Genomic DNA, 24,861 nt, shown 5'->3' on the forward strand with positions numbered 1-24,861 from the left:
CAGCGCAGGCCTCGAAGCTTGCGAGACACCTGTGGGAGCGGGCGTGCCCGCGAATGGGCCCACAACCGGACCATCGGCCTGGCGAAGGCTGAACTAGCGACCTATTGTGCCGTCTGAGAGCCGTGGCGAGTCTCATTGCTCGCTAGCCCGCCACTCTCCCTGTAAACTGCGGGGGTTTTTTACTCCCCAATCCTTTCGGAGCCATACATGTCCCGCGTTACCCTGAGTCGCTATCTGATTGAGCAGACCCGCAGCAACAATACCCCTGCCGATCTGCGCTTCCTGATCGAAGTGGTGGCGCGTGCGTGCAAGGAAATCAGCCATCACGTGTCCAAAGGCGCCCTCGGCGGCGTGCTGGGCAGCATGGGCACTGAAAACGTGCAGGGCGAAGTCCAGAAGAAACTGGACGTGATTTCCAACGATATCCTGCTGGAAGCCAACGAATGGGGCGGCCACCTGGCCGGCATGGCCTCCGAAGAAATGGACAACGCCTACCAGATCCCCGGCAAGTACCCGAAAGGCGCGTACCTGCTGGTCTTCGACCCACTGGACGGTTCGTCGAACATCGACGTCAACGTCTCGGTCGGCACCATCTTCTCGGTGCTGCGTTGCCCTAACCAGTACCTGAGCCAGAACGAAAGCCTCAACGAAGAAGCCTTCCTGCAGCCAGGCACCGAGCAGGTCGCCGCCGGTTATGCCATCTACGGCCCGCAGACCATGCTGATCCTGACCCTGGGCAACGGCGTCAAGGGCTTCACCCTGGACCGCGAACTGGGCAGCTTCGTGCTGACCCACGAAAACATCCAGGTACCGGCGACCACCGCCGAGTTCGCCATCAACATGTCCAACCAGCGTCACTGGGAAGCCCCGGTACAACGCTACGTTGGCGAACTGCTGGCCGGCGAAACCGGCCCGCTGAAAAAGAACTACAACATGCGCTGGATTGCCTCGATGGTGGCCGACGTGCACCGCATCCTGACCCGTGGCGGCCTGTTCATGTACCCACGTGACGCCCGCGAGCCAAGCAAGCCAGGCAAGCTGCGCCTGATGTACGAAGCCAACCCGATGTCGTTCATTATCGAACAGGCAGGCGGCGCCTCTACCAACGGTTACGACCGCATCCTCGACATCAAGCCAGAGAGCCTGCACCAGCGCGTGTCGGTAATCCTTGGTTCGAAGGAAGAAGTAGAGCGCGTCACCGCCTACCACAAGGAGTAAGTCATGCTCGCACCTTGGCAGCCGTTGCTGGAGTGGTGGTTCGGTTGGGGCACCAGTGCCCAGGCCGTGGCTGACGAGAAGAGCACGCTGTGGTTCGGCAAGCATCACGATGCCGATGCCCATGCGCTGTTTGGCGACCTGGTCGAGCACGCCCTGGCGGGTGGGCTCGACGAATGGCAGCAAAGCCCGCAGGGCTGGCTGGGCCTGCTGATCTTGCTGGACCAGCTGCCGCGCATGCTCTATCGCGACACACCGCGCGCCTTCGAAGGCGACCGGCGTGCCCAGGTGGTGGCCATGCAGGGCCTGCAGAAGGGCTGGGACTACCAGTTGCTGCCGATCCAGCGCGTGTTCGTGCTGCTGGTGCTGGAGCATGCCGAGGTGCTGGACTGGCAGAACCTGTGCGTCGAGCGCTATCAGTTGTTGCTGGACGAGCAGCCCGAAGCCAGCCGGCGGCTGTTCGAAGGCTTCCTTGACTATGCCGAGCAGCACCAGCGGGTGATTGCCCGGTTTGGGCGCTTCCCGCACCGCAACCTGGTGCTGGAGCGGCCGAGCACCAGCGAAGAGATGGACTTTTTGCTGGAGCCTGGGTCCAGGTTCTGAGCCATGACTGAATGGCCTCTGTAGGAGCAGCCTTGCGCTGCGAAGAGGCCATCCTTGGCAGCACAGTTCGATTGGCCGTACCGGCCCTTTCGCAGCACAAGGCTGCTCCTACAGTGTGTAGGGGCGGCCTTTTGTGTTTTAGGGGCTATTACTTTGTGATTAATCGCACAGTAATGGCCATCCGACCAATGGTGTAGGTGCAAAGGGGGGAGGGCAGGGAACCTGGGAGGGATTTTCCCGTCGAAGGTCACTGCAGGCCACTCGCCTGTTTCCCCTCTTCAGGAGTGTCCTTCATGTCGTTGCGTTCCCTCGCCCTGTTGTCGCTGTGCGTCGTCCTGACTGCCTGCAGCAAGATCAACCAGGAAAACTATTCCAGGATCAAGGCCGGTATGAACAAGGCCGAGGTCGAGCAGTTGCTCGGTACGCCGACCGAGTGCTCTGGCGCGTTGGGCATGAGCAGCTGCACCTGGGGGGACGAGAAGAGCTTCATCAGCGTGCAGTACGCGGCTGACAAGGTGCTGATGTATTCAGGGCAGGGCCTCAAATGAGGCGTTTGTACCTGCTGATGGGGGTATGCCTGGCGTTGCTGCTGGGGGGGTGTGCCGGCTCCGTGCACGACCCGCTGGCGCCGAAGACCGCTGGCAATGTCGACCTCAAGCGCTACCAGGGCAAATGGTTCGAACTGGCGCGCCTGCCCATGCGCTACCAGACCGGCTGCGAGCAGTCCGAGGCGCACTACAACCTCAAGCCTGATGGCACCTTTGGTGTGCTCAACCGCTGCCGCACCATGGGTGATGAGTGGCTGCGTGCCGAGGGGCACGCAAGCATCCAGGAGCCGGGGCACACCGACAAGCTGTGGGTAGAGTTCGATAACTGGTTCACCAAGCTGGTGCCTGGCGTGGCTCGGGGCGAATACTGGATTCTGTACGTGGACGAACGCTACCGCACGGCAGTGGTCGGCAGCCCGGACCGCAAGCACCTGTGGATTCTGTCGCGCACGCCGACGCTACCGGCCTGGGAGCGCGAGAACCTGCTGTCCAAGGCGCGGCAGCAAGGGTATGACACCAGCCGGCTGATCTGGCGGGCTTCGGATCAGCAGATCGTCAAGATGCACTGAGGTTGGCTTTGCTGGCCTCATCGCCGGCAAGCCAGCTCCCACAGGTACTGCGCAGTTCTCAATAACCGTGGTGACCTTGTGGGAGCTGGCTTGCCGGCGATAGGGCCGGAACAGGCAACCAGTCAGCCCAAGAGTTGCCGCAACACCCCGGCAAACGCCCGCGCGCTTTCCTCTTCCTGGGCATGCCGCCCCTGGCGCACCACCCATTGCCCATTCACCATCACATCGCGCACCTGGCGATCCCCGCCAGCAAACAGCCAGCGGTTGAGAATGGCATCGCCATCTGCCAGGGCGATGTAGGGGTCCTGGCCATCCAGCACCAGCCAGTCGGCGCGCTTGCCCACGGCCAGCTCCCCGACCGCGTGCCCCAGTGCTTGTGCACCGCCCGCGAGCGCGGCGTCGTACAGCGTGCGCCCGACCATCGGCTGGTCGCCACGGTACAAGCGGTTGCGTCGCTGGTCTCGCAGGCGCTGGCCATACTCCAGCCAGCGCAGTTCTTCCACCACGCTTAGCGACACATGGCTGTCCGAGCCAATGCCCATACGCCCGCCCTGGGCCAGGAAGTCCACCGCCGGGAAAATCCCGTCGCCCAGGTTGGCCTCGGTGGTCAGGCACAGCCCGGCCACTGCGCCACTGCGGGCCATGGCGGTGACTTCATCCGGCTTGGCATGGGTGGCATGTACCAGGCACCAGCGGCGGTCCACCTCCACATGCTCGTACAGCCATTGCAGCGGGCGCAGGCCGCTCCAGGCCAGGCAGTCGTCCACTTCCTTCTGCTGCTCGCCAATATGGATATGCACCGGGCAGTGCGTGTCGCTGGCCGCCAGCACTTCGGCGATCTGCCCCGGCGTCACCGCACGCAGCGAGTGGAAGCACAGGCCCAGTTGCTGCGCGGGTTGCGCGGCCAGCAGCGGGGCCAGTTGTGCCTGCAGTTGCAGGTATTGTTCGGTGGAGTTGATGAAGCGCCGCTGGCCGTCGTTCGGTGCCTGCCCGCCGAACCCGGCATGGCTGTACAGCACCGGTAGCAAGGTCAGGCCAATGCCACTGTCGGTCGCAGCCGCGCTGATGCGGCGGGACAGTTCGGCCGGGTCGGCGTAGGCCTTGCCCGCCTGGTCGTGGTGTACGTAATGGAATTCGGCCACCGAGGTGTAGCCGGCCTTGAGCATTTCGATGTACAGCTGGCGGGCGATGACCTGCAGTTGCTCCGGGCTGATCTGCCCGACCAGGCGGTACATCAGGTCGCGCCAGGTCCAGAAGCTGTCGTTGGGGTTGCCGGCGACTTCCGCCAAGCCCGCCATGGCGCGCTGGAAGGCGTGCGAGTGCAGGTTGGGCATGCCGGGCAGCAACGGGCCGGCCAGGCGCTCGGCGCCTTCGGCCGAAGCACCCGGCTCGATGCGGGTCACATGGCCATCGCTGGCGACCTCGATACGGACATGGCTGGCCCAGCCTGTAGGTAGCAAAGCGCGTTCGGCGAAGTAGGCGGACATCGGTGAAATCCTGTTATTGTTAACTTGTATATACATATACAGGCGTTTGCCTGCCGGGTAAACTGCGGCAAGCTACCGCTCATTCCCTATGCACAAGGATCCAACGCCGTGCCGACACCTCCTGTCTCCGCGCTGGTTGCCCAGATGGGCGAGGGCCCGGCGCCGCTGTATGCCCGGGTCAAACAGATGATCATCCAGCAGATCGACAACGGCAGCTGGCCGCCGCACCACCGGGTCCCCTCGGAGAGTGAACTGGTCAACGAGCTGGGTTTCAGCCGCATGACCATCAACCGTGCCCTGCGCGAACTCACGGCCGACGGCTTGCTGGTGCGCATGCAAGGGGTCGGCACTTTCGTGGCCGAGCCCAAGGGCCGTTCGGCATTGTTCGAAGTCAACAACATTGCCGATGAAATTGCCGCGCGTGGTCACCAGCATAGCTGTCAGGTGATCACCCTCACCGAGGAAGCCGCCGGTTCCGAACGGGCCCTGGCCCTGGACATGCGCGAAGGCCAGCGGGTGTTCCACTCGCTGATCGTGCATTTCGAGAACGGCGTGCCGGTGCAGATCGAGGACCGCTACGTCAACGCCGCGATCGCACCCGACTACCTCAAGCAGGACTTCACTCGGCAGACGCCTTACGCCTACCTGTCCCAGGTAGCGCCGCTGACCGAGGGTGAACACGTGGTCGAAGCCATTCTGGCCGAGCCGGAAGAATGCCGCCTGCTGCAGATCGAGCGGGGAGAACCTTGCCTGTTGATCCGCCGCCGCACCTGGTCCGGCCGCCAGCCGGTGACCGCTGCGCGGTTGATCCACCCCGGTTCCCGTCATCGCCTGGAAGGACGTTTCAGCAAATGAGCCAGCTGCAGTTGTTGCGTGCGCAGGATTACCCGCGCATGCCGTGGAAGAACGGTGGCGGTTTCACCGAGGAGATCACCCGCGACAGTGGCGAGGGCCTGGACGGTTTTGGCTGGCGCCTGTCGATTGCCGACATCGAGGATTCTGGCGGCTTTTCCACCTTCGCCGGTTACCAGCGGATCATCACCGTGCTGCAGGGCGATGGCATGCGCCTGTTGGTCGATGGCCAGCAAAGCCGGCCGTTGCTGCCGTTCGATGCCTTTGCCTTCAGCGGCGAAAGCCAGGTCAGCTGCAAGCTGCTGGGCGGGCCGATCCGCGATTTCAACCTGATCTATGCCCCGCAGCGCTACCGGGCGCGGTTGCAGTGGTTTGATGGCACCAGCCGGTTGTACTGCTCGGCGTCGACGGTGCTGTTGTTTGCTGCCGGCAGCCAGGTGGACGTGACCCTGGAGGGGCGCGAGGTGCAGCGGTTGGGGCTGTATGACTGCCTGCGGCTGGAGGGCAACGACGAGTTGCTGGGGCTGGAGGTTCAGGGGCGGTTCTGCCTGATCGAGTTGGTTGGACGCTGAGGGTTCGCCAGTAAATTTTTGGCGCCTGTGAGATCGAGCGCCGCCCGCGCGGCGCATCGCGAGCTACGCTCGCTCCTACGTTTGTTTCAGGCCAATTTTGCCTGTGGGATTTGCGCGCGAACGCTGTGGCGCATGGCACGATATCGGGTCGACAAACCAGGCGGTCGCGCGCGCCTGCCACAGGCATAATTGGCCCAAAACAAACGTAGGAGCGAGCGCAGCTCGCGATGCGCCGCGCGGGCGGCGCTCGATCTCCGCCCCACCACACAACTCAAGTCAGGAACGACAAGGTCCGAATATTTTGGTTGTCCATGCTTGTACATACAAGTAAAGGTATGTTTGTATATTGACCACGACATACCCGCCCGCGGACGACCGCAGAGGACCTTTCCCGTGACCGACAACAACAAATACCGTGACGTTGAAATCCGTGCCCCACGTGGCAACAAGCTGACCGCCAAAAGCTGGCTGACCGAAGCGCCACTGCGCATGCTGATGAACAACCTCGACCCACAGGTTGCGGAAAACCCGAAAGAACTGGTGGTGTACGGCGGTATCGGCCGCGCCGCCCGTAACTGGGAATGCTACGACAAGATCGTCGAAACCCTGACCCGCCTGGAAGACGACGAAACCCTGCTGGTGCAGTCGGGCAAGCCGGTCGGCGTGTTCAAGACCCACAGCAACGCCCCGCGCGTGCTGATTGCCAACTCCAACCTGGTGCCACACTGGGCCAACTGGGAACACTTCAACGAACTGGACGCCAAAGGCCTGGCCATGTACGGCCAGATGACCGCCGGCAGCTGGATCTACATCGGCAGCCAGGGCATCGTCCAGGGCACTTATGAAACCTTCGTCGAAGCCGGTCGCCAGCACTACGGCGGCAGCCTGAAAGGCAAGTGGGTACTCACCGCAGGCCTGGGCGGCATGGGCGGCGCCCAGCCACTGGCCGCCACCCTGGCCGGCGCCTGCTCGCTGAACATCGAATGCCAGCAGAGCCGCATCGACTTCCGTCTGGAAACCCGCTACGTCGACGAGCAGGCCACCGACCTCGACGACGCCCTGGTGCGCATCGCCAAATACACCGCCGAAGGCAAGGCCATCTCCATCGCCCTGCACGGCAACGCTGCCGAAATCCTGCCAGAGCTGGTCAAGCGTGGCGTGCGCCCGGACATGGTCACCGACCAGACCAGCGCCCACGACCCGCTGAACGGCTACCTGCCTGCCGGCTGGACCTGGGAACAGTACCGCGACCGCGCGCAGACCGAACCGGCTGCAGTGGTGAAGGCTGCCAAGCAGTCGATGGCCGTGCACGTGCAGGCCATGCTGGACTTCCAGAAGCAGGGCGTCCCGACCTTCGACTATGGCAACAACATCCGCCAGATGGCCAAGGAAGAGGGCGTGGCCAATGCCTTCGACTTCCCGGGCTTCGTCCCTGCCTATATCCGCCCCCTGTTCTGCCGCGGCGTTGGCCCGTTCCGCTGGGCGGCGCTGTCTGGCGAGGCCGAGGACATCTACAAGACCGACGCCAAGGTCAAGGAACTGATCCCCGACGACGCCCACCTGCACCGCTGGCTGGACATGGCCCGCGAGCGCATCAGCTTCCAGGGCCTGCCGGCACGTATCTGCTGGGTTGGCCTGGGCCTGCGCGCCAAGCTGGGCCTGGCCTTCAACGAAATGGTCCGCAGTGGCGAGCTGTCGGCGCCGGTGGTGATCGGCCGTGACCACCTGGACTCGGGTTCGGTATCCAGCCCCAACCGCGAAACCGAAGCCATGCGTGATGGCTCGGATGCTGTTTCCGACTGGCCGCTGCTCAACGCCCTGCTGAACACCGCAGGCGGCGCTACCTGGGTGTCGCTGCACCATGGCGGTGGCGTGGGCATGGGCTTCTCGCAGCACTCGGGCATGGTCATTGTCTGCGACGGCACCGATGAAGCTGCCGAGCGCATCGCCCGTGTACTGACCAACGATCCAGGGACTGGCGTCATGCGCCACGCCGATGCCGGTTATGACATCGCCATCGACTGCGCCAAGGAGCAGGGCCTGGACCTGCCGATGATCACTGGCTGATTGCCACGCTTTGGATCGCACCCCGCCAGGGGTGATACTGAACAACAAGAAGGAGCGCGCAGGCACCCACGAACGGGCCTGCGGCTCCACGCGATTTGGAGTAGTAACGTGACCGAACTCACCCTCAAGCCCGGCACCCTGACCCTGGCCCAGCTGCGCGCGATCTACGCCGCCCCCGTGCGCCTGCAACTGGATGCCAGCGCCGCGCCGGCCATCGACGCCAGCGTCGCCTGTGTCGAGAAAATCATCGCTGAGGACCGCACCGCCTACGGCATCAACACCGGTTTCGGCCTGCTGGCGTCGACCCGCATCGCCAGCCACGACCTGGAAAACCTGCAGCGCTCGCTGGTGCTGTCCCACGCCGCCGGCATCGGTGCGCCGCTGGATGACGACCTGGTGCGGTTGATCATGGTGCTGAAAATCAACAGCCTCAGCCGCGGCTTCTCCGGCATTCGCCGCAAAGTCATCGACGCGCTGATCGCCCTGGTCAACGCCGAAGTCTACCCGCACATCCCGCTGAAAGGCTCGGTGGGTGCTTCCGGTGACCTGGCGCCGCTGGCGCACATGTCGCTGGTACTGCTGGGCGAAGGCAAAGCCCGCTACAAGGGCCAATGGCTGTCGGCCACCGAAGCCCTGGCGGTTGCCGGCCTCGAACCGCTGACCCTGGCTGCCAAAGAGGGCCTGGCCCTGCTCAACGGTACCCAGGCGTCCACCGCCTATGCCCTGCGTGGCCTGTTCTATGCCGAAGACCTGTACGCAGCCGCCATCGCCTGTGGCGGCCTGAGCGTCGAAGCCGTACTGGGTTCGCGTTCGCCGTTCGATGCGCGTATTCACGAAGCGCGTGGCCAGCGCGGCCAGATCGACACCGCCGCCTGCTTCCGTGACCTGCTGGGCGATTCCAGCGAAGTGTCGCTGTCGCACAAAAACTGCGACAAGGTCCAGGACCCGTACTCGCTGCGCTGCCAGCCGCAGGTCATGGGCGCTTGCCTGACTCAGCTGCGTCAGGCCGCCGAGGTGCTGGGCATCGAAGCCAACGCCGTGTCGGACAACCCGCTGGTGTTCGCAGCCGAAGGTGATGTGATTTCCGGTGGCAACTTCCACGCAGAACCGGTGGCCATGGCCGCCGACAACCTGGCCCTGGCCATCGCCGAAATCGGCTCGCTCAGCGAGCGCCGCATCTCGCTGATGATGGACAAGCACATGTCCCAGCTGCCGCCGTTCCTGGTGGAAAACGGTGGGGTCAACTCCGGCTTCATGATCGCCCAGGTCACCGCTGCTGCCCTGGCCAGCGAGAACAAGGCCCTGTCGCACCCGCACAGCGTCGACAGCCTGCCGACCTCGGCCAACCAGGAAGACCACGTATCGATGGCCCCGGCTGCCGGCAAGCGCCTGTGGGAAATGGCCGAAAACACCCGTGGTGTACTGGCCATCGAATGGCTGGGCGCATGCCAGGGCCTGGACCTGCGCAAAGGCCTGAAGACCTCGGCCAAGCTGGAGAAAGCCCGCCAGGCGCTGCGCAGCGAAGTGGCGCACTACGACCGTGACCGTTTCTTCGCGCCGGACATCGAAAAGGCTGTGGAACTGTTGGCCAAGGGTAGTTTGACCGGTTTGCTGCCGGCAGGTGTGCTGCCAAGCCTGTAATGCCCCCTGGGGCCGCTGTGCGGCCCATTCGCAGCACAAGGCTGCTCCTACAAAGGCGATGCGATTCCCTGTAGGAGCGGCCTTGTGCCGCGAATGGGCCGCAAGGCGGCCCCTTTCGATTTCACGACCAGAACAAAAATAAGGACGTGACATGCAACAAGCTCAAGGTCTCAAGCGCGGGCTAAATGCCCGCCACATCCGTTTCATGGCCCTCGGCTCTGCCATCGGAACCGGGCTGTTCTACGGCTCCGCCTCAGCCATCCAGATGGCCGGCCCGGCCGTGCTGCTGGCTTACCTGATCGGCGGCGCCGCTGTGTTCATGGTCATGCGCGCCCTCGGCGAAATGGCCGTGCACAACCCGGTGGCCGGCTCCTTCGGCCACTACGCCAGCACCTACCTCGGCCCCATGGCCGGCTTCATCCTCGGATGGACCTACGCCTTCGAGATGGTCATTGTCGCCATCGCCGATGTCACCGCCTTCGGTATCTACATGGGCTTCTGGTTCCCGGAAGTCGCCCGCTGGATCTGGGTGCTGGGCATCGTCTTCCTGATCGGCGGCCTCAACCTGTGCAACGTCAAGGTGTTCGGCGAGATGGAGTTCTGGCTGTCGCTGCTCAAGGTTGGCGCCATCGTCGCGATGATCCTGGCCGGCCTCGGCATCATGGCCTTCGGTTTCAGCCAGGTGGGTACCGGGCACGCCGTCGGTGTGAGCAACCTGTTCGACCACGGTGGCTTCATGCCCAATGGCGTAAGCGGGCTGATCGCCTCCTTTGCCGTGGTGATGTTCGCCTTCGGCGGCATCGAGATCATTGGCGTGACCGCCGGTGAAGCCAAGGACCCGCAGCGGGTCATCCCCAAGGCAATCAACGCCGTGCCCCTGCGCATCCTGCTGTTCTATGTGCTCACCCTGTTCGTGCTGATGTGCCTATACCCGTGGCCGCAGATCGGCAGCGAAGGTAGCCCGTTCGTGCAGATCTTCAGCAATCTGGGGATTGGCTCTGCCGCCGCGGTGCTGAACGTGGTGGTGATCTCTGCCGCGATCTCGGCCATCAACAGTGACATCTTCGGTGCTGGCCGCATGATGTATGGCCTGGCCCATCAAGGCCATGCGCCACGCAGTTTCGGCAAGCTGTCGAAACACGGCGTGCCATGGATGACCGTGGTGGTGATGGGCGCCGCGCTGCTCATCGGCGTGCTGCTCAATTACCTGATCCCGGAAAACGTGTTCCTGCTGATCGCGTCTATCGCCACCTTCGCCACCGTGTGGGTGTGGTTGATGATCCTTGTCACCCAGGTGGCCATGCGCCGCAGCATGAGCCGCGAGGAAGTGGCCCAGCTCAAGTTCCCGGTACCGTTCTGGCCATATGGCCCGGCCATGGCCATTGCGTTCATGGTGTTCATCTTTGGCGTGCTCGGCTACTTCCCGGACACCCAGGCGGCATTGATCGTCGGCGTGGTCTGGGTGGTGTTCCTGGTGGCGTCCTATCTGCTGTGGTGCAAGCCGCGCGCAGGGCAGGGCCAGCCGGTAGCAGAGCCTGTCGAGCTGCACCGCTAGCAAAGGAGATTGTGCATGAGAACCCTCTGGCAGCATTGCCATGTGGCAACCATGGCCGAGGGCCGTTACTCGGCCATCGAAGACGCGGCCATCGTCACCAGCGCCGGGCTGATCGAATGGATCGGCCCACGCGCCGAGCTGGCGCCGGTCGACGCTGACCGCACGGTGGACCTGGGCGGCGCCTGGGTCACCCCCGGGCTGATCGATTGCCACACCCACGCGGTGTTCGGTGGCAACCGCAGCGGCGAGTTCGAACAGCGCCTGCAAGGCGTCAGCTACGCCGACATCGCCGCCCAGGGCGGCGGTATCGCCAGCACCGTGCGGGCCACCCGCGCGGCCAGCGAGGACGAGCTGTTCGCCAGTGCCCGCCAGCGGGTGCAGGCGCTGATGCGCGATGGTGTGACCACCCTCGAGATCAAGTCCGGTTACGGCCTGGACCTGGCCAATGAGCGCAAGATGCTGCGCGTGGCCCGGCGCCTGGCCGACGAGCTGCCGCTGGCGGTGCGCGCCACCTGCCTGGCCGCGCACGCCCTGCCGCCGGAGTACGCCGGCCGGGCCGACGACTACATCACGCACATCTGTGACGAGATGCTGCCGGCCCTGGCCGCCGAAGGCCTGGTGGATGCGGTCGATGCGTTCTGCGAACACCTGGCGTTTTCCCCGGCCCAGGTAGAGCGGCTGTTCATCAAGGCGCATGAGCTGGGCCTGCCGGTCAAGCTGCACGCCGAACAGCTGTCGTCGCTGCATGGCTCCAGCCTGGCGGCACGCTACCAGGCGCTGTCGGCCGACCACCTGGAGTTCATGACCGAGGAAGACGCCATTGCCATGGCCGCAGCCGGCACGGTCGCCGTGCTGCTGCCGGGCGCCTTCTACTTCCTGCGCGAAACCCAGTTGCCGCCCATGGATGCATTGCGCCGTCACGGGGTGAAGATTGCCCTGGCCAGCGACCTCAACCCCGGCACTTCGCCAGGGCTGTCGCTGCGGCTGATGCTGAACATGGGCTGCACCTGTTTCCGCATGACGCCAGAAGAAGCCTTGGCCGGCGTTACCGTGCATGCCGCCACGGCGTTGGGCCTGGGCGACAGCCACGGCTCGCTGGAAGTGGGCAAGGTCGCCGACTTCGTCGCCTGGCAAATCGAACGCCCTGCCGACCTGGCCTACTGGCTGGGTGGCGACCTGCCCAAGCGCGTGGTGCGCAAGGGCCACGAAATCTCCAACTGAGCGAGGCACGATGGACAAGGTACTGAGTTTTCACCAAGGCCGCCTGCCGCTGCTGATCAGCATGCCGCACGCCGGCCTGCGCCTGAGCGACGCCGTGCGCGACGGCCTGGTCGACGAGGCGCGCAGCTTGCCGGACACCGACTGGCACATCCCGCAGCTGTACGACTTCGCCCGTGGCATGGGCGCCAGTGTAGTAGCCGCGGAGTACTCGCGTTTCGTCATCGACCTTAACCGCCCGGATGACGACAAGCCGCTGTACGCCGGCGCCACCACGGGCCTGTACCCGGCCACGTTGTTCGAAGGCGAGCCGCTGTTCAAGGAGGGGCTGGCGCCGTCTGGCGAAGAACGGCAACGCTACCTGGAGCAGATCTGGCGCCCGTATCACGGCACCCTTCGTCGCGAACTGGACCGGTTGCGCGAGCAGTTCGGCTATGCCCTGCTGTGGGATGCCCACTCGATCCGCTCGCACATCCCGCACCTGTTCGATGGCAAGTTGCCGGACTTCAACCTGGGTACCTTCAATGGCGCCAGCTGCGATCCGGTGCTGGCCGAGCGTTTGCAGGGCGTTTGTGCCGAAGCCCGGAACTACAGCCATGTACTCAATGGGCGCTTCAAGGGCGGGCACATTACCCGGCTTTACGGCGACCCGGCCAATCACATCCATGCGGTGCAGCTGGAACTGGCGCAGTGCACCTACATGAATGAGACCGAGCCATTTGCCTACCGCGAAGACCTGGCGCAACCGACGCAGCAGGTATTGACGCAGCTTTTGCAGGCACTGCTGGATTGGGGCAGGGAGCGGTACGGGCGTTGAAGTTCGCCCGTGAAGCTGGCGACGCGCTGCGGGCCATGCGCGTCGCCAGTTGCAGGGCGTAATCAGTTGTTGATCTGCGCTATCGTGAGTTCACGCAACAGCTCCTGCTGCTCCTGATCCTTATCGGTCTGTAGTTGCTGTTGCAGTCTCAGTTCCTCCTGAAGCGAGTGGTCCTTGTTAGCCAGTTCAAGTACCAGCAGGCGGAAGCGCGCCTCTATTTCGGCAAAGCGGTCGGCATGCTCGGCTCGCAGGCGTGCAACCCAGTCCGTGTTCGCCAGCATGTAGTCGACCAGGGCATCGCCCAGTTCACTTTTGCGGACTTTTTCCAGCACCTGCGACAGTTCATCAGGTGCCAGATTCGCGGCACTTCGAAAACGCATGCTGTCGGCCATTGGAAGGTCAAGCTCCCTGGCCAGCTCCCGGCGATAAGCCAGTCGCACCGAAACCCTGTCGCCCGAGCCGGATCGCTGCTGGGCCAGCAGTTCCAGCTGTTCGACCCTGAACAGCTGCAACAGGCGCCTGCGCAGCGTTTGCAGGGTATCGCCAGCCTCGATCAGCAGGCGCTGCGCCATCAGGTACAACTCGATATTGTTGAACTCCTGCAGCGCACCATCGTGGCAAGTTTGCGAGCCGGTTTCAGGGTGAGGCAAGGCGGCCGCGGCGATAGTCTCCATCAGCGGGCGCTCGGCTTCGTTGCTTGCGGCCACAACCAGCACCATGCGTACCCGCTCGCAGAAACTGGCTTGCGAGGCCGGGTCCATATAGGGCGCAGCATTGCGCAAACGGCCTGCCAGGCGCAGCAGATCACTGCCTTCGAGCATTTCCCAGCAGTCGCGCAAGGCCTCGTTCTGGGCCTCGTTACCCAGCATCCAGTCTTCGAGCCTGGGCGTATCGTCGCTCATCAGAGGGAAGTGAGGGTGATCGAGTGATCCTTCGCTCGAAGAATCGACAAGCATCAGGTTGTCCGGGATATCCAGCGCGAAGGAAAAACTGTGCTGGCTGTCCGAGAACGCGCGGACACGCAGGATGGTCTCAAGGGGCAACGGGTTGTCGAACAGCGAGATCGACGAAATCGGCATGGGATTGTTCAGGTTCGAGAGAATGTGCTCGGGCAATTGGGTAATGCTGTTGGTACTCAAGTCCAGCAGTTCCAGCGGCAGCAAGCTGTCGCACCAGCTGGGCCAGGCTTGCAGGTTCATGTTGGTCAGCGCAAGTGATTGCAGGTTGCTGGCGAACCGTGCGGGTACCTGGCTGATGGTACCTACGCGGTTGCCTGACAGGTCCAGCGACGTCAGGTGCTCCAGCCCCGCGAAGGCTTCCAGCATGGCCTGATCGACTTCCAGGCCCATGTTGCGAAACTCCAGGTAGTTGAGTTGGGGAAGACGTGCCAAGGCAGACGCCAGCGAGGACGTGGCCGCCTGATGTGCATCGAGGGTCAACCGGGTGACATTGGGGAAGCGGCTGAGCAGCTCGTCCAGTTGCGACGCGGTGCCGCTGGTGCGGGTCAGGACGAGTGCCTGAACGCGCTCTTCAAAGAATGGTGGTAGCCGCCTGGGGAACTGTTCGACGGCCACGTCCTCCAGTTGCAGGCGCAGGTATCGCTGGCCCTGCTCCTGTTGCTCCCAGAACTGGCTGATCGCTGCCTGGATACGTTGCCTGTCCGCCAGCGCGGCCTGGGTCAGCGGGTTGCTCGAACTGGACGCCTGGGCCCAGCCGTCGATGGCGTCGCGCATCTGCTGGCGCTCATCGCGAATGCGGGCAAGCCGGCCGGTCAGCTCTGCAGGCACATCCACGGTAATACCGGCTGTCTCGGCCCGCTCGTTCAGCAGCAAACGCTGTAAATGGGTTTCGTTGACAGGGTTGCCTTCCAGTGCGATTACCGTCGGGTTGGGCAGTGCGTCGGCTTCATTGAGCAGGAACGATGGCAATGACCTGAGGTTGTTGTTGCGCATGGACAGGTGGGCGATACGCCCCAGGGCATCACTGCCAATCCCGATCGGCCACTGCGCCAGTTGCATGTGATCCAGGCCCAGGAAATCCAGGGACAGTTCATGGAAGCTGGGGCTGTTGTTCTGGGCCAGGCGATTGCCACTCAGGTCCAGGTACCTCAACTGGCGAAGCTCCGCCAACAGGTTGAGGTCGTTTTCGGAGAGCGGCAGGTTCTGGTTGTTGAGCACCAGCCGTTGCAGCTCGGGCAGGATCTGGGTGATGGAAGGGACACTGAGCAGAAAGAGAGAAGGTGTGGACCTGGGGTTGTATGGCCGGCTGATTTCCAGTGATTCGAGCTGCGGCATCTGCCTGAGCAGGCGTTGCAGCAAGCGTTCGTGCTGTGCCCAGCCGGAGAGGCTGCCTGACGGTAGGTCGAGCAGGCTCAGGCTGCGCACGCGAATGTTGAAAAAATCGGGCAGGGTGAGGGGGATATCGGCCAAGGGGACGTGGGTAATACGCAGCTCGGCCGTGTGCTGGGTGCCATCCGCCAGGGCGGTGTCATACCAGTGTTGCATGATCGACTCGCGCAGGGCGTTGTAGTCGCGTGCAGCCTGCTCTGTTTCAGGTGAAATGCCCTCGCTCCAGTCTGCCAGCCTGCTTTGCAGTTCGCTGCGCTGCTCCAGCAGCCCCTGCACATGTTCGAGTATCTGCAACTGCGTACGGCCGCGACTGGCCAGCGAAAGCAGTACCTGGTCCGCCGACAGCCCGGTATGTGCGACGAGCCCTGTTGCTTCGACCGCGTCGATCAGGTGCTGGCGGGTAACGCCTTGTGTTGTCAGGCCGCCCCCACTCAGCGGATAGCCCAGGCGCCCATCGGCCAAGCGCATGGGCGAACGGTAGCCGGGGCGCACCGGCTGCATGCCCAGTATCGTCCTCATGGCCGAACGCGGCAGCAGGGGGCTTTCCTGCACCAGGCGCTTCAGCGCTGGCTGATCTGCGACGCCCAGCTGCGTCATGGCCTCTGGCAGTGCCTGGTACAACGCGGCATAAAGGTCTGGGTACGCTGTTACCGCTGCACTGGGGCGGCTTTCATCGTGGACGATGTAGCCTGCCCCGGCATGGGTGATGGTCGGGTAGGGGCGCGTGTCCTGCGGGCCGATACCCTGCGCCTGCGCAGGCCAGGACATGCGCTGGAGCACCTGCAGTTTTGTTTCGGCGGGCCAGCCTGGCAGGCGTTCAAGCGTGTGCATGATCAGGCGGTCGCTGTCCCAGCTTGGTACGCACGACAGGTATATCCCTTCGCGGGCGCGAGCAAGGCGGATGTGTTGCTGGTAGACGCGGATCTCCTCGCCAAGGCGTATGGGCACTTTGCCGCTGCCGAGCATTTGCCGTTCGCTGGCGCTGGCGCCGCGCTCCAGCTCAGCGATTATGGCGACTGGCAGGTTCGGGTACACCCGCCGTATGGCCTCAGCTTCCGGCGACAGTTCGCTCGAAAGGCGGGCGTAAGCCCGGGAAAACTCGGCGGGCCAGCTGCCTGCGTCCGGCAACCGGCGGATCGTTTCGTCCAGCTTGAAGCGTTGCAGCGTGTCTTCCAGCAAGGCCGGCAGCCGCTGGTTCTCGGCCAAGGCCCGGCGCAGTACGTCTTCGTGGGTGTCGCTGACGGCAAGTATCCGTTGCAGCGTCGGTTCGTCGAAGTGGGCATTCAAGTGACCGATGCGGCGCAGCAGTGCCATGCCCGACCAGCTCAGCGGCTTGTCTGTTACCTGCAGCCAGGCCCCGGCGCCATTGTGCCGCAGTGGTGGCTCATAACCGCCTGTTTTGCCGGGGTGCTCGATGCTGTAGGTGCCGGTGTCGGCATTCCATTTGAGTGAGAAGGCCTTGCCTTCGAGGCGTAGCCAGATCTTGCCATTGTGGCGGTACAGCCCTAGCTCATCCGGGCTGGCCTGTGAGGGGAGCGTGACGTCTTGTTCGAAGGGGGTCAGGTCCTGGTTCCACAGGCGCGTGCTGCCATCCGGTAGCTCGACCTCCACCAGCTCTTCGATGAAGGAGGGGGTTGGCACAGCAATATGTTCTACCTCGGGCTCTTCCAGCGCACCGGCTGCTTCGCTGCCTTCTGCGTTTCTCACCGCTTTGGCTGCTGCGGCCAAAGCGGCCATGATTGCCACGTTCTCAATGACATCGACCATGTAGGTGAAAGCTATGTCGCGCTCGTCGTTCTTCCAGGCCTCGATGCCTTCGTATACCTCGTGAGCTAGTTGGGTCACGCAGACGGCAAGCATCAACTCGCCCAGCCCAGGCACGAAAAAACCGGCGATGTTCAGGGCCGTCAGCACGCGACCGGCGATCAATTCCCGGTGAGCCTGGGCGGTGCGCCGGTCGACGATTTCAGTCGGGGTTGCGTTGAACAGAACATCCTTTTCATGCCGTTCGGCTTTCTGGAAGGCCATGACGCCCTGGAACGCGTGGCTAAATGGCGTTTCAACCGGATACAGGGTGGCATGCGGGTCAGGAACACGCTCACGTACCCCGCGAACACTCCACGCGATGGGCGTGAGCCGGTCCTTGAGACGGGTGATCGTCGACGGCTTGTCACGGTCGGCGATGTGTTTGTCCAGGTAACTGATGTTGGCCTGGAGCCTGTCGCGCAAGTCGGCCTGCAAGGCCTCCAGGGTTGTAAATTCCTTGAGGGGCTCGGCGCTGTCCTCCGGGATATACAAGGCCACGGCCTGATGCCCTTCGGCTTGCACGGAAATCAGCACAACCCCGGTCAGCTCGGCTTCCCATAAGCCGAGGTAGCTGAACGTCACGGGCGAGGTTGCCGATAGCGGCTGGTCAACCGGGACGGCGAGTGCTGCGGTGTACAGCGTTTCACCGATATCGCCTTTGAGGCGGGCGAAATGCAAAGACTGCCGGAAGGCCGAGACTTCCGCTTGGCCCAAGGCCTGGTACACGGACAATCTGGCTTCATCGGCGCTGCGCTGCGCCGTGGCCGCCGGGTAATAGATCGCATGCACCCGTTCATGGTACTTGCCACCGATGTCCAGCGTGCGGCACAGGTCGGCGAAGTCTTCGGCGCGGATATCCACTGCGTTGGTGATGGGGACGGTACCCATGAAGCGCCGATGATCGAGGATGACGGACTTCTTCAACAGCGCCTCGGGCGCATCCATGCCATGCTCGGCAACGGCGTCCTGGTCGAAGTTGTGCAGGGCACTGTGCAGCAGTGAGCGGCTCGCCTGGTTCACGGCCATGCGCGCGTCGCTTGTGTGGGCCATGTCGATCAGGCGGGCATCGACCAGGTAGGTGTTGTGCACATCCAGGTCGAGGCCGAATCGCTGCTTGATGGCTTCAGTCAGGGTCTGGGCCGCGTAGGCTTGCAGGTCGGGTAGCTGTTCGAACAGTTTCTGCACCTGTGCCTGGTGTTCGCGGTGACGGGCATGTTCTTCCTGCCACGCCTTGGCGATGTTCGGTAGCCGCTGGATCGCTGTGGCCAGCCAGGTTGGGGCCTGCTGCCCGTTGCGCAGGGCGCGATGAGTCTCTGGCGGGGCGTGCTTGAGCCAGCTGGGGATCTTGCGCTCGATGGTGGTGTAATGAACACCGGGCGAAGTGGTGGCTGAGGTTGGCATGGCGGGCCCTTGCTAGGTATGGGGCAAGGGACTATCGGGGGTCTGGCTGGCGCGCTGGAGGTAAATATGTGTGCCCGGCTTGCAGCCGTGTCCTAGAGGACGGTGCTCAAAGCGCAATTCAGGTTTATGATGCCCAACGGCAGTCAATATCCTCACACGGAGTGCGCAATGCAGACCCTCTACCCGCAGATCAAACCCTACGCCCGGCACGATCTGGCCGTGGAAGCGCCGCATGTGCTGTATGTCGACGAAAGCGGCTCGCCGGAAGGTCTGCCCGTGGTATTCATCCACGGCGGCCCGGGTGCTGGCTGCGACGCCCAGAGCCGTTGCTACTTTGACCCCAACCTGTACCGCATCATCACCTTCGACCAGCGCGGCTGTGGTCGCTCCACGCCCCATGCGAGCCTGGAGAACAACACCACCTGGCACCTGGTCGAGGACCTGGAGCGCATTCGCGAGCACCTTGGCATCGACAAATGGGTGCTGTTCGGCGGCTCGTGGGGCTCGACCCTGGCCCTGGCCTACGCCCAGACTCACCCCGAGCGTGTGCATGGGCTGATCCTGCGCGGTATCTTCCTGTGCCGGCCGCAGGAGATCGAGTGGTTCTACCAGGAAGGCGCCAGCCGCCTGTTCCCCGACTACTGGCAGGACTACATCGCGCCGATCCCGCCGGAAGAGCGCGGCGACCTGGTCAAGGCCTTCCACAAGCGCCTCACCGGTAACGATCAGATTGCCCAGATGCACGCCGCCAAGGCGTGGTCTACCTGGGAGGGCCGTACCGCCACCCTGCGCCCGAACCCGCTGGTGGTCGACCGTTTCTCCGAGCCGCAGCGGGCGCTGTCGATTGCCCGTATCGAATGCCACTACTTCATGAACAACGCCTTCCTCGAACCGGACCAGCTGATCCGCGACCTGCCGAAAATCGCCCACCTGCCAGCGGTGATCGTGCATGGCCGCTATGACGTGATCTGCCCGCTGGACAACGCCTGGGCGCTGCACCAGGCCTGGCCGAACAGCGAACTGAAGGTGATCCGCGACGCCGGCCACGCCGCGTCCGAACCAGGCATCACCGATGCCCTGGTGCGTGCCGCCGACCAGATGGCCCGCCGCCTGCTCGACCTGCCCCTGGAAGAAGCATGAGGGGCTTGCTGCAGCGCGTGCGCGGTGCGCGGGTTGAAGTCGCGGGGGAGGTGGTCGGCGCCATCGACCAGGGTTTGCTGGTGCTGGTGGCCGTCGAGCCTGAAGATTCCCGCGAGCAGGCCGATAAGCTGTTGCACAAGCTGCTGAACTACCGTGTGTTCAGCGACGAGCAGGGCAAGATGAACCTGTCGCTCAAGGATGTCGGGGGTGGTTTGTTGCTGGTGTCGCAGTTCACCCTGGCGGCGGACACCCGCAACGGCATGCGCCCGAGCTTCTCGACGGCAGCGCCGCCGGCCCTCGGTGCTGAAATCTTCGACTATCTTTTGCAGCAAGCGAAGAGCCAGCATGCCGACGTGGCGAGCGGGCAGTTCGGCGCGGACATGCAGGTGCATCTGGTCAATGATGGCCCCGTAACATTTATGTTACAAATATGAGGTCAAAAAACCCTTTGTTTATAGGAAAACAAGGGGTTTTGTACGATAAATAGTTCTTCCAGCCTGATGCGTTGTAACGCGACCTGCTGGATAATCGCGCGCTGCATGGACCTGCGTTCGCAGGTTCGTTTCACTCTGACTCGAGCATTGTCTGGATCCGTTTGGGGAATCATTACGCCCTCACGGGGTCCGAACAGTGCTCGCCAACCCGGCATTAGTCGCTGGCCGTTGGTTTCATGATCTGTTTTCGGCGAGGGTTGCTCGTGATTGTTAGTCCCCAAAAAGCATCAAGAATCCCCGGCATCCGGCTACGCAAGGCCCTGATGGCCAGTGTGGCAGTGGTCGGCCTGATGAGCGCGGGCCAGCTGTGGGCATTCAATCTTGACGATGTTGCAGCCAAGGCAAAGGATCTGGCCGGCCAGAAGTACGATGCACCGAAAAGCAACCTGCCGGCCGTGTTCCGCGACATGAAGTTCGCGGACTACCAGAAAATTCATTTCCTGCAGGAAAAAGCCGAGTGGGCCAAGGACAAGACCCCGTTCAAGCTGTCGTTCTACCACCAGGGCATGCACTTCGACACCCCGGTGAAGATCAACGAGGTCACCGCTTCCAAGGTCGAGGAAATCAAGTACGACCCGAGCCGTTTCGAGTTCGGTGACGTGCCCCATGACCCGGAAACCACCAAGAACCTGGGTTATGCCGGTTTCCGTGTGCTGTACCCGATCAACAAGGCGGACAAGCAAGACGAGATCATGACCTTGCTGGGTGCCAGCTACTTCCGCGTGGTCGGCAAGGGCCATGTGTATGGCCTGTCGGCCCGTGGCCTGGCCATTGACACCGCGCTGCCGTCGGGCGAGGAATTCCCGCGCTTCACCGAGTTCTGGGTCGAGAAGCCCAAGCCGGCCGACAAGCACCTGGTGATCTACGCCCTGCTGGATTCGCCGCGCTCCACCGGCGCCTACAAGCTGACCCTGCGTCCGGGCAACGACACCGTGGTCGACGTACAGTCCCGCGTGTTCCTGCGTGACCAGGTCAGCCGCCTGGGCATCGCCCCGCTGACCAGCATGTACCTGTTCGGCCCCAACCAGCCGTCCAAGGTCCTCAACTACCGTCCGGCCCTGCACGACTCCGAAGGCCTGTCGATCCACGCCGGCAATGGCGAGTGGCTGTGGCGCCCGCTGAACAACCCGAAACACCTGGCCGTGAGCAACTTCAGCGTCGAGAACCCGCGTGGTTTCGGCCTGATGCAGCGCCAGCGCGCCTTCAGCGACTATGAAGACCTCGACGACAACTACCAGAAGCGCCCAAGCGCCTGGATCGAGCCGAAGGGTGACTGGGGCAAGGGCACCGTCGACCTGGTCGAAATCCCGACTGCCGACGAGACCAACGACAACATCGTGGCCTTCTGGAGCCCGGAGAAGCTGCCGGAGGCAGGCAAGCCGATCGAGTACGCCTACCGCCTGCACTGGACCATCGACGAAGCGAAGTTCCAGGCGCCTGATCTGGGCTCGGTCAAGCAGACCCTGCGTTCCACCGGCGACGTCAAACAGTCCAACCTGATCCGCCAGCCAGACGGCAGCGTGGCCTTCCTGGTCGACTTCGCCGGCCCGGCCCTGGCCGCATTGCCGGAAGACGCCGCAGTGCGCAGCCAGATCAGCGTTGACGACAACGCCGAGGTGGTCGAGAACAATCTGCGCTATAACCCTGAGACCAAGGGCTGGCGCCTGACCCTGCGCCTGAAGGTCAAGGAAGCCAACAAATCCACCGGCATGCGTGCCGCGCTGGTGCGTGATGTGCCGGTCGAGCCCGCCAAGCCTGCCCAGGACGCCAAGCAGGACAAGGCCGCAGCCAAGCATGCCAAGGCCGAGAAAGCCGTCAAGGCTGAGCAACCTGCCAAGGCCGAACAACCTGCCGCCGATGCGGCGCCCACCAACGGGACCCCGGCCACCACCGAGAAAGTGCTGACCGAGACCTGGAGCTATCAGTTGCCTGCCGATGAGTAACTCAAACGCAAGGCCAGTATCGCTTGGCGAGTACCTGGCTCACCTACCACTGAGCGACGAGCAACGGGCGGAACTCGCCAGCTGCACGTCATTCAGTGAGCTGCACCAACGCTTGGCGGCCAACCCGGCCGCCGACGCTGCCGAGGCCGTGCAGGCCTCGGTGGGCCCGCGCCTCACCGTGGGCAGCGCCGCCGAACTGGAAGATGCCGAAATGCTCGGCGTCGACGGCAGCGGCCGCCTGTGCCTGAAGATCGCCCCACCGATCAAGCGCACCAAAGTCGTGCCTGAGCCTTGGCGCACCAACGTGCTGATCCGCATGTGGCGGCGAATGACCGGTCGCCCCAACGCGCCGCAGCCACCCAAGCGCGAGCTGCCGCCGGCACGCTGGCGCACGGTTGGCTCGATCCGCCGTTACATCCTGCTGACCCTGATGATCGGCCAGACCATCGTCGCCGGTTGGTACATGAAGGGCATCCTGCCGTACCAGGGCTGGTCGTTCGTCGACCTCGACGAAATCCTCAGCCAGTCGCTGTGGGATACCGTCGTGCAGGTGTGGCCGTATGCCTTGCAAACCTCCATCCTGATCCTCTTCGGCATCCTGTTCTGCTGGGTGTCGGCGGGCTTCTGGACGGCACTGATGGGCTTCCTCGAGCTGCTCACCGGGCGTGACAAATACAAGATTTCGGGCAGCAGCGCCGGTAACGAGCCGATTGCACCCGAGGCGCGTACCGCGCTGGTGATGCCGATCTGCAACGAAGACGTGCCGCGCGTGTTTGCCGGCCTGCGCGCAACGTTCGAGTCGGTGGCCGCCAGCGGCAACCTCGACCGTTTCGACTTCTTTGTGCTCAGCGACACCAACGACACCGACATCGCCGTGGCCGAACAACAGGCCTGGCTGGACGTGTGCCGCGAAACCAAGGGCTTTGGCCGCATCTTCTACCGCCGCCGTCGGCGCCGGGTGAAGCGCAAGAGCGGCAACCTCGACGACTTCTGCCGTCGCTGGGGTGGCGAGTACAAGTACATGGTCGTGCTCGACGCAGACAGCGTCATGAGCGGCGAGTGCCTGAGCAGCCTGGTGCGCCTGATGGAGGCCAACCCGGACGCCGGCATCATCCAGACCGGGCCGAAAGCCTCGGGCATGGACACCCTGTATGCACGCATGCAGCAGTTTGCCACCCGCGTGTACGGCCCGCTGTTCACTGCCGGCCTGCACTTCTGGCAGCTGGGCGAGTCGCACTACTGGGGCCACAACGCGATCATCCGCATGAAGCCGTTCATCGAGCACTGCGCCCTGGCGCCGTTGCCGGGCAAGGGCGCGTTCGCCGGTGCAATCCTTTCCCACGACTTCGTCGAAGCTGCGCTGATGCGCCGTGCCGGCTGGGGCGTGTGGATCGCCTACGACCTGCCGGGCAGCTACGAAGAGCTGCCGCCCAACCTGCTGGACGAGCTCAAGCGCGACCGTCGCTGGTGCCACGGCAACCTGATGAACTTCCGCCTGTTCCTGGTCAAGGGCATGCACCCGGTGCACCGTGCGGTGTTCCTTACCGGGGTGATGTCGTACCTGTCGGCGCCGCTGTGGTTCCTGTTCCTGGTGCTGTCGACGGCGTTGCTGGCGACCAACACCCTGATGGAGCCGCAATACTTCATCGAACCGTACCAGCTCTACCCGCTATGGCCGCAGTGGCACCCGGAGAAGGCCGTGGCGCTGTTCTCCACCACCATCGTGCTGCTGTTCCTGCCCAAGCTGCTCAGCATCATCCTGATCTGGGCCAAGGGCGCCGTCGAGTTTGGCGGGCGGGTCAAGGTCACCCTGTCGATGCTGATGGAGATGCTGTTCTCCATGCTGCTGGCACCGGTGCGCATGATCTTCCACACCCGCTTCGTGCTGGCCGCGTTCCTCGGCTGGGCGGCGACCTGGAACTCGCCGCAGCGTGACGACGACTCCACGCCGTGGAGCGAGGCTGTGCGCCGCCATGGCCCGCAAACCCTGCTGGGCATTGCCTGGGCCGGGTTGGTGGCCTGGCTGAACCCGGCCTTCCTGTGGTGGCTGGCGCCAATCGTTGGCTCGCTGATGCTGTCGATCCCGGTGTCGGTGATCTCCAGCCGCACCCGCCTGGGCCTGGCAGCCAAGGACGAGAAGCTGTTCCTCATCCCCGAGGAATACGCCACCCCGCAAGAGCTGCTGGCTACCGACCAGTACACCCACGAAAACCGCTGGCATGCCCTGCATGACGGCTTCGTGCGGGCGGTGGTCGACCCACGGCAGAACGCCCTGGCTTGCGCCATGGCCACTGCCCGTCATGGCCAGGCGGCGCCGATCGAAGCGCTGCGTGCCGAGCGCGTGGCCAAGGCCATGGAAGTCGGGCCGAAAGGGCTGGACCTGAACACCCGCCTGGCCCTGCTCAGCGACCCGGTGGCGCTGGCCCGCCTGCACGAGCAGGTGTGGGCAGAGCACAACGCGGCGTGGATCGATGTGTGGCGCGCTTCCATCAAGAACGACCCGCACTCGCCGCTGTTGCCGCTGCACCCAGAGAACGAAGGCCAACCGGCACTCGTCGGCGCCTGATCGGGCCTCTTCGCGGGTA

General features: G+C 63.8%; 17 protein-coding genes. 15 read left to right on the forward strand and 2 right to left on the reverse strand.

Features of this window, described 5'->3' with window-relative positions; translation table 11 throughout:
* The first annotated feature begins 207 nt into the window (after positions 1-207).
* The 4 genes from ABOC32_RS04900 to ABOC32_RS04915 all read left to right on the forward strand — a co-directional run bounded on the left by ABOC32_RS04900 (position 208) and on the right by ABOC32_RS04915 (position 2,935).
* On the forward strand, positions 208-1,218 hold the full coding sequence (locus tag ABOC32_RS04900; protein WP_012274595.1) for a class 1 fructose-bisphosphatase: 1,011 nt from the start codon (positions 208-210) through the stop codon (positions 1,216-1,218).
* Between the two features lie 3 nt (positions 1,219-1,221).
* The gene (locus ABOC32_RS04905; RefSeq protein WP_426810283.1) at positions 1,222-1,818 is read left to right on the forward strand and encodes a DUF924 family protein; all 597 of its coding nucleotides are present in this window, start codon (positions 1,222-1,224) and stop codon (positions 1,816-1,818) included.
* Positions 1,819-2,111: 293 nt separating this feature from the next.
* Entirely contained in the window at positions 2,112-2,366 is a 255-nt protein-coding gene (gene bamE / locus ABOC32_RS04910) for an outer membrane protein assembly factor BamE domain-containing protein (protein ID WP_043200628.1), read from the forward strand.
* The gene (locus ABOC32_RS04915; protein ID WP_234226586.1) at positions 2,363-2,935 is read left to right on the forward strand and encodes a lipocalin family protein; all 573 of its coding nucleotides are present in this window, start codon (positions 2,363-2,365) and stop codon (positions 2,933-2,935) included. The genes bamE and ABOC32_RS04915 overlap by 4 nt, the downstream gene beginning before the upstream one ends.
* 122 nt (positions 2,936-3,057) lie before the next feature.
* Here ABOC32_RS04915 and ABOC32_RS04920 read toward each other — a convergent pair whose 3' ends face one another.
* On the reverse strand, positions 3,058-4,422 hold the full coding sequence (locus ABOC32_RS04920) for a formimidoylglutamate deiminase (protein WP_426810284.1): 1,365 nt from the start codon (positions 4,420-4,422) through the stop codon (positions 3,058-3,060).
* A gap of 144 nt (positions 4,423-4,566) precedes the next feature.
* On the opposite strand from ABOC32_RS04920, the gene hutC reads away from it, so the two are divergent.
* The 7 genes from hutC to hutG all read left to right on the forward strand — a co-directional run bounded on the left by hutC (position 4,567) and on the right by hutG (position 13,144).
* Positions 4,567-5,277, forward strand: coding sequence for a histidine utilization repressor (gene hutC / locus ABOC32_RS04925; RefSeq protein ID WP_169725194.1), 711 nt, complete (start codon positions 4,567-4,569; stop codon positions 5,275-5,277).
* Entirely contained in the window at positions 5,274-5,846 is a 573-nt protein-coding gene (locus ABOC32_RS04930; RefSeq protein WP_426810285.1) for a HutD/Ves family protein, read from the forward strand. Before hutC ends, ABOC32_RS04930 begins: the two co-directional genes overlap by 4 nt.
* 393 nt (positions 5,847-6,239) lie before the next feature.
* Positions 6,240-7,913 carry a urocanate hydratase gene (gene hutU, locus ABOC32_RS04935; protein ID WP_016502006.1) on the forward strand — a complete coding sequence of 558 codons (1,674 nt, stop codon included), beginning with the start codon at positions 6,240-6,242 and terminating at the stop codon, positions 7,911-7,913.
* 108 nt (positions 7,914-8,021) lie between these two features.
* Complete coding sequence (gene hutH, locus ABOC32_RS04940) at positions 8,022-9,554, forward strand: histidine ammonia-lyase (protein ID WP_426810286.1); 1,533 nt, start codon at positions 8,022-8,024, stop codon at positions 9,552-9,554.
* Positions 9,555-9,705: 151 nt separating this feature from the next.
* On the forward strand, positions 9,706-11,109 hold the full coding sequence (locus ABOC32_RS04945) for an amino acid permease (RefSeq protein WP_234226591.1): 1,404 nt from the start codon (positions 9,706-9,708) through the stop codon (positions 11,107-11,109).
* Between the two features lie 15 nt (positions 11,110-11,124).
* The gene (gene hutI / locus ABOC32_RS04950; RefSeq protein WP_426810287.1) at positions 11,125-12,330 is read left to right on the forward strand and encodes an imidazolonepropionase; all 1,206 of its coding nucleotides are present in this window, start codon (positions 11,125-11,127) and stop codon (positions 12,328-12,330) included.
* A gap of 10 nt (positions 12,331-12,340) precedes the next feature.
* A complete protein-coding gene (gene hutG / locus ABOC32_RS04955; protein ID WP_426810288.1) occupies positions 12,341-13,144 on the forward strand; it encodes an N-formylglutamate deformylase in 804 nt (267 codons plus the stop codon).
* A 62-nt stretch (positions 13,145-13,206) separates the two neighbouring features.
* Here hutG and ABOC32_RS04960 read toward each other — a convergent pair whose 3' ends face one another.
* Entirely contained in the window at positions 13,207-18,699 is a 5,493-nt protein-coding gene (locus ABOC32_RS04960) for a dermonecrotic toxin domain-containing protein (protein WP_426810289.1), read from the reverse strand.
* A 168-nt stretch (positions 18,700-18,867) separates the two neighbouring features.
* On the opposite strand from ABOC32_RS04960, the gene pip reads away from it, so the two are divergent.
* The 4 genes from pip to mdoH all read left to right on the forward strand — a co-directional run bounded on the left by pip (position 18,868) and on the right by mdoH (position 24,842).
* Positions 18,868-19,839, forward strand: a complete 972-nt coding sequence (gene pip / locus ABOC32_RS04965) for a prolyl aminopeptidase (protein ID WP_016489576.1) — start codon at positions 18,868-18,870, stop codon at positions 19,837-19,839.
* Positions 19,836-20,273, forward strand: a complete 438-nt coding sequence (dtd, locus tag ABOC32_RS04970) for a D-aminoacyl-tRNA deacylase (RefSeq protein ID WP_426810290.1) — start codon at positions 19,836-19,838, stop codon at positions 20,271-20,273. Before pip ends, dtd begins: the two co-directional genes overlap by 4 nt.
* A gap of 263 nt (positions 20,274-20,536) precedes the next feature.
* A complete protein-coding gene (locus ABOC32_RS04975; RefSeq protein ID WP_426810291.1) occupies positions 20,537-22,276 on the forward strand; it encodes a glucan biosynthesis protein G in 1,740 nt (579 codons plus the stop codon).
* The gene (gene mdoH / locus ABOC32_RS04980; RefSeq protein ID WP_426810292.1) at positions 22,269-24,842 is read left to right on the forward strand and encodes a glucans biosynthesis glucosyltransferase MdoH; all 2,574 of its coding nucleotides are present in this window, start codon (positions 22,269-22,271) and stop codon (positions 24,840-24,842) included. Before ABOC32_RS04975 ends, mdoH begins: the two co-directional genes overlap by 8 nt.
* Positions 24,843-24,861 lie beyond the last annotated feature (19 nt).

The sequence above is a fragment of the Pseudomonas sp. WOUb67 genome (genome assembly GCF_050058005.1).
Taxonomy (GTDB): Bacteria; Pseudomonadota; Gammaproteobacteria; order Pseudomonadales; family Pseudomonadaceae; genus Aquipseudomonas; species Aquipseudomonas putida_R.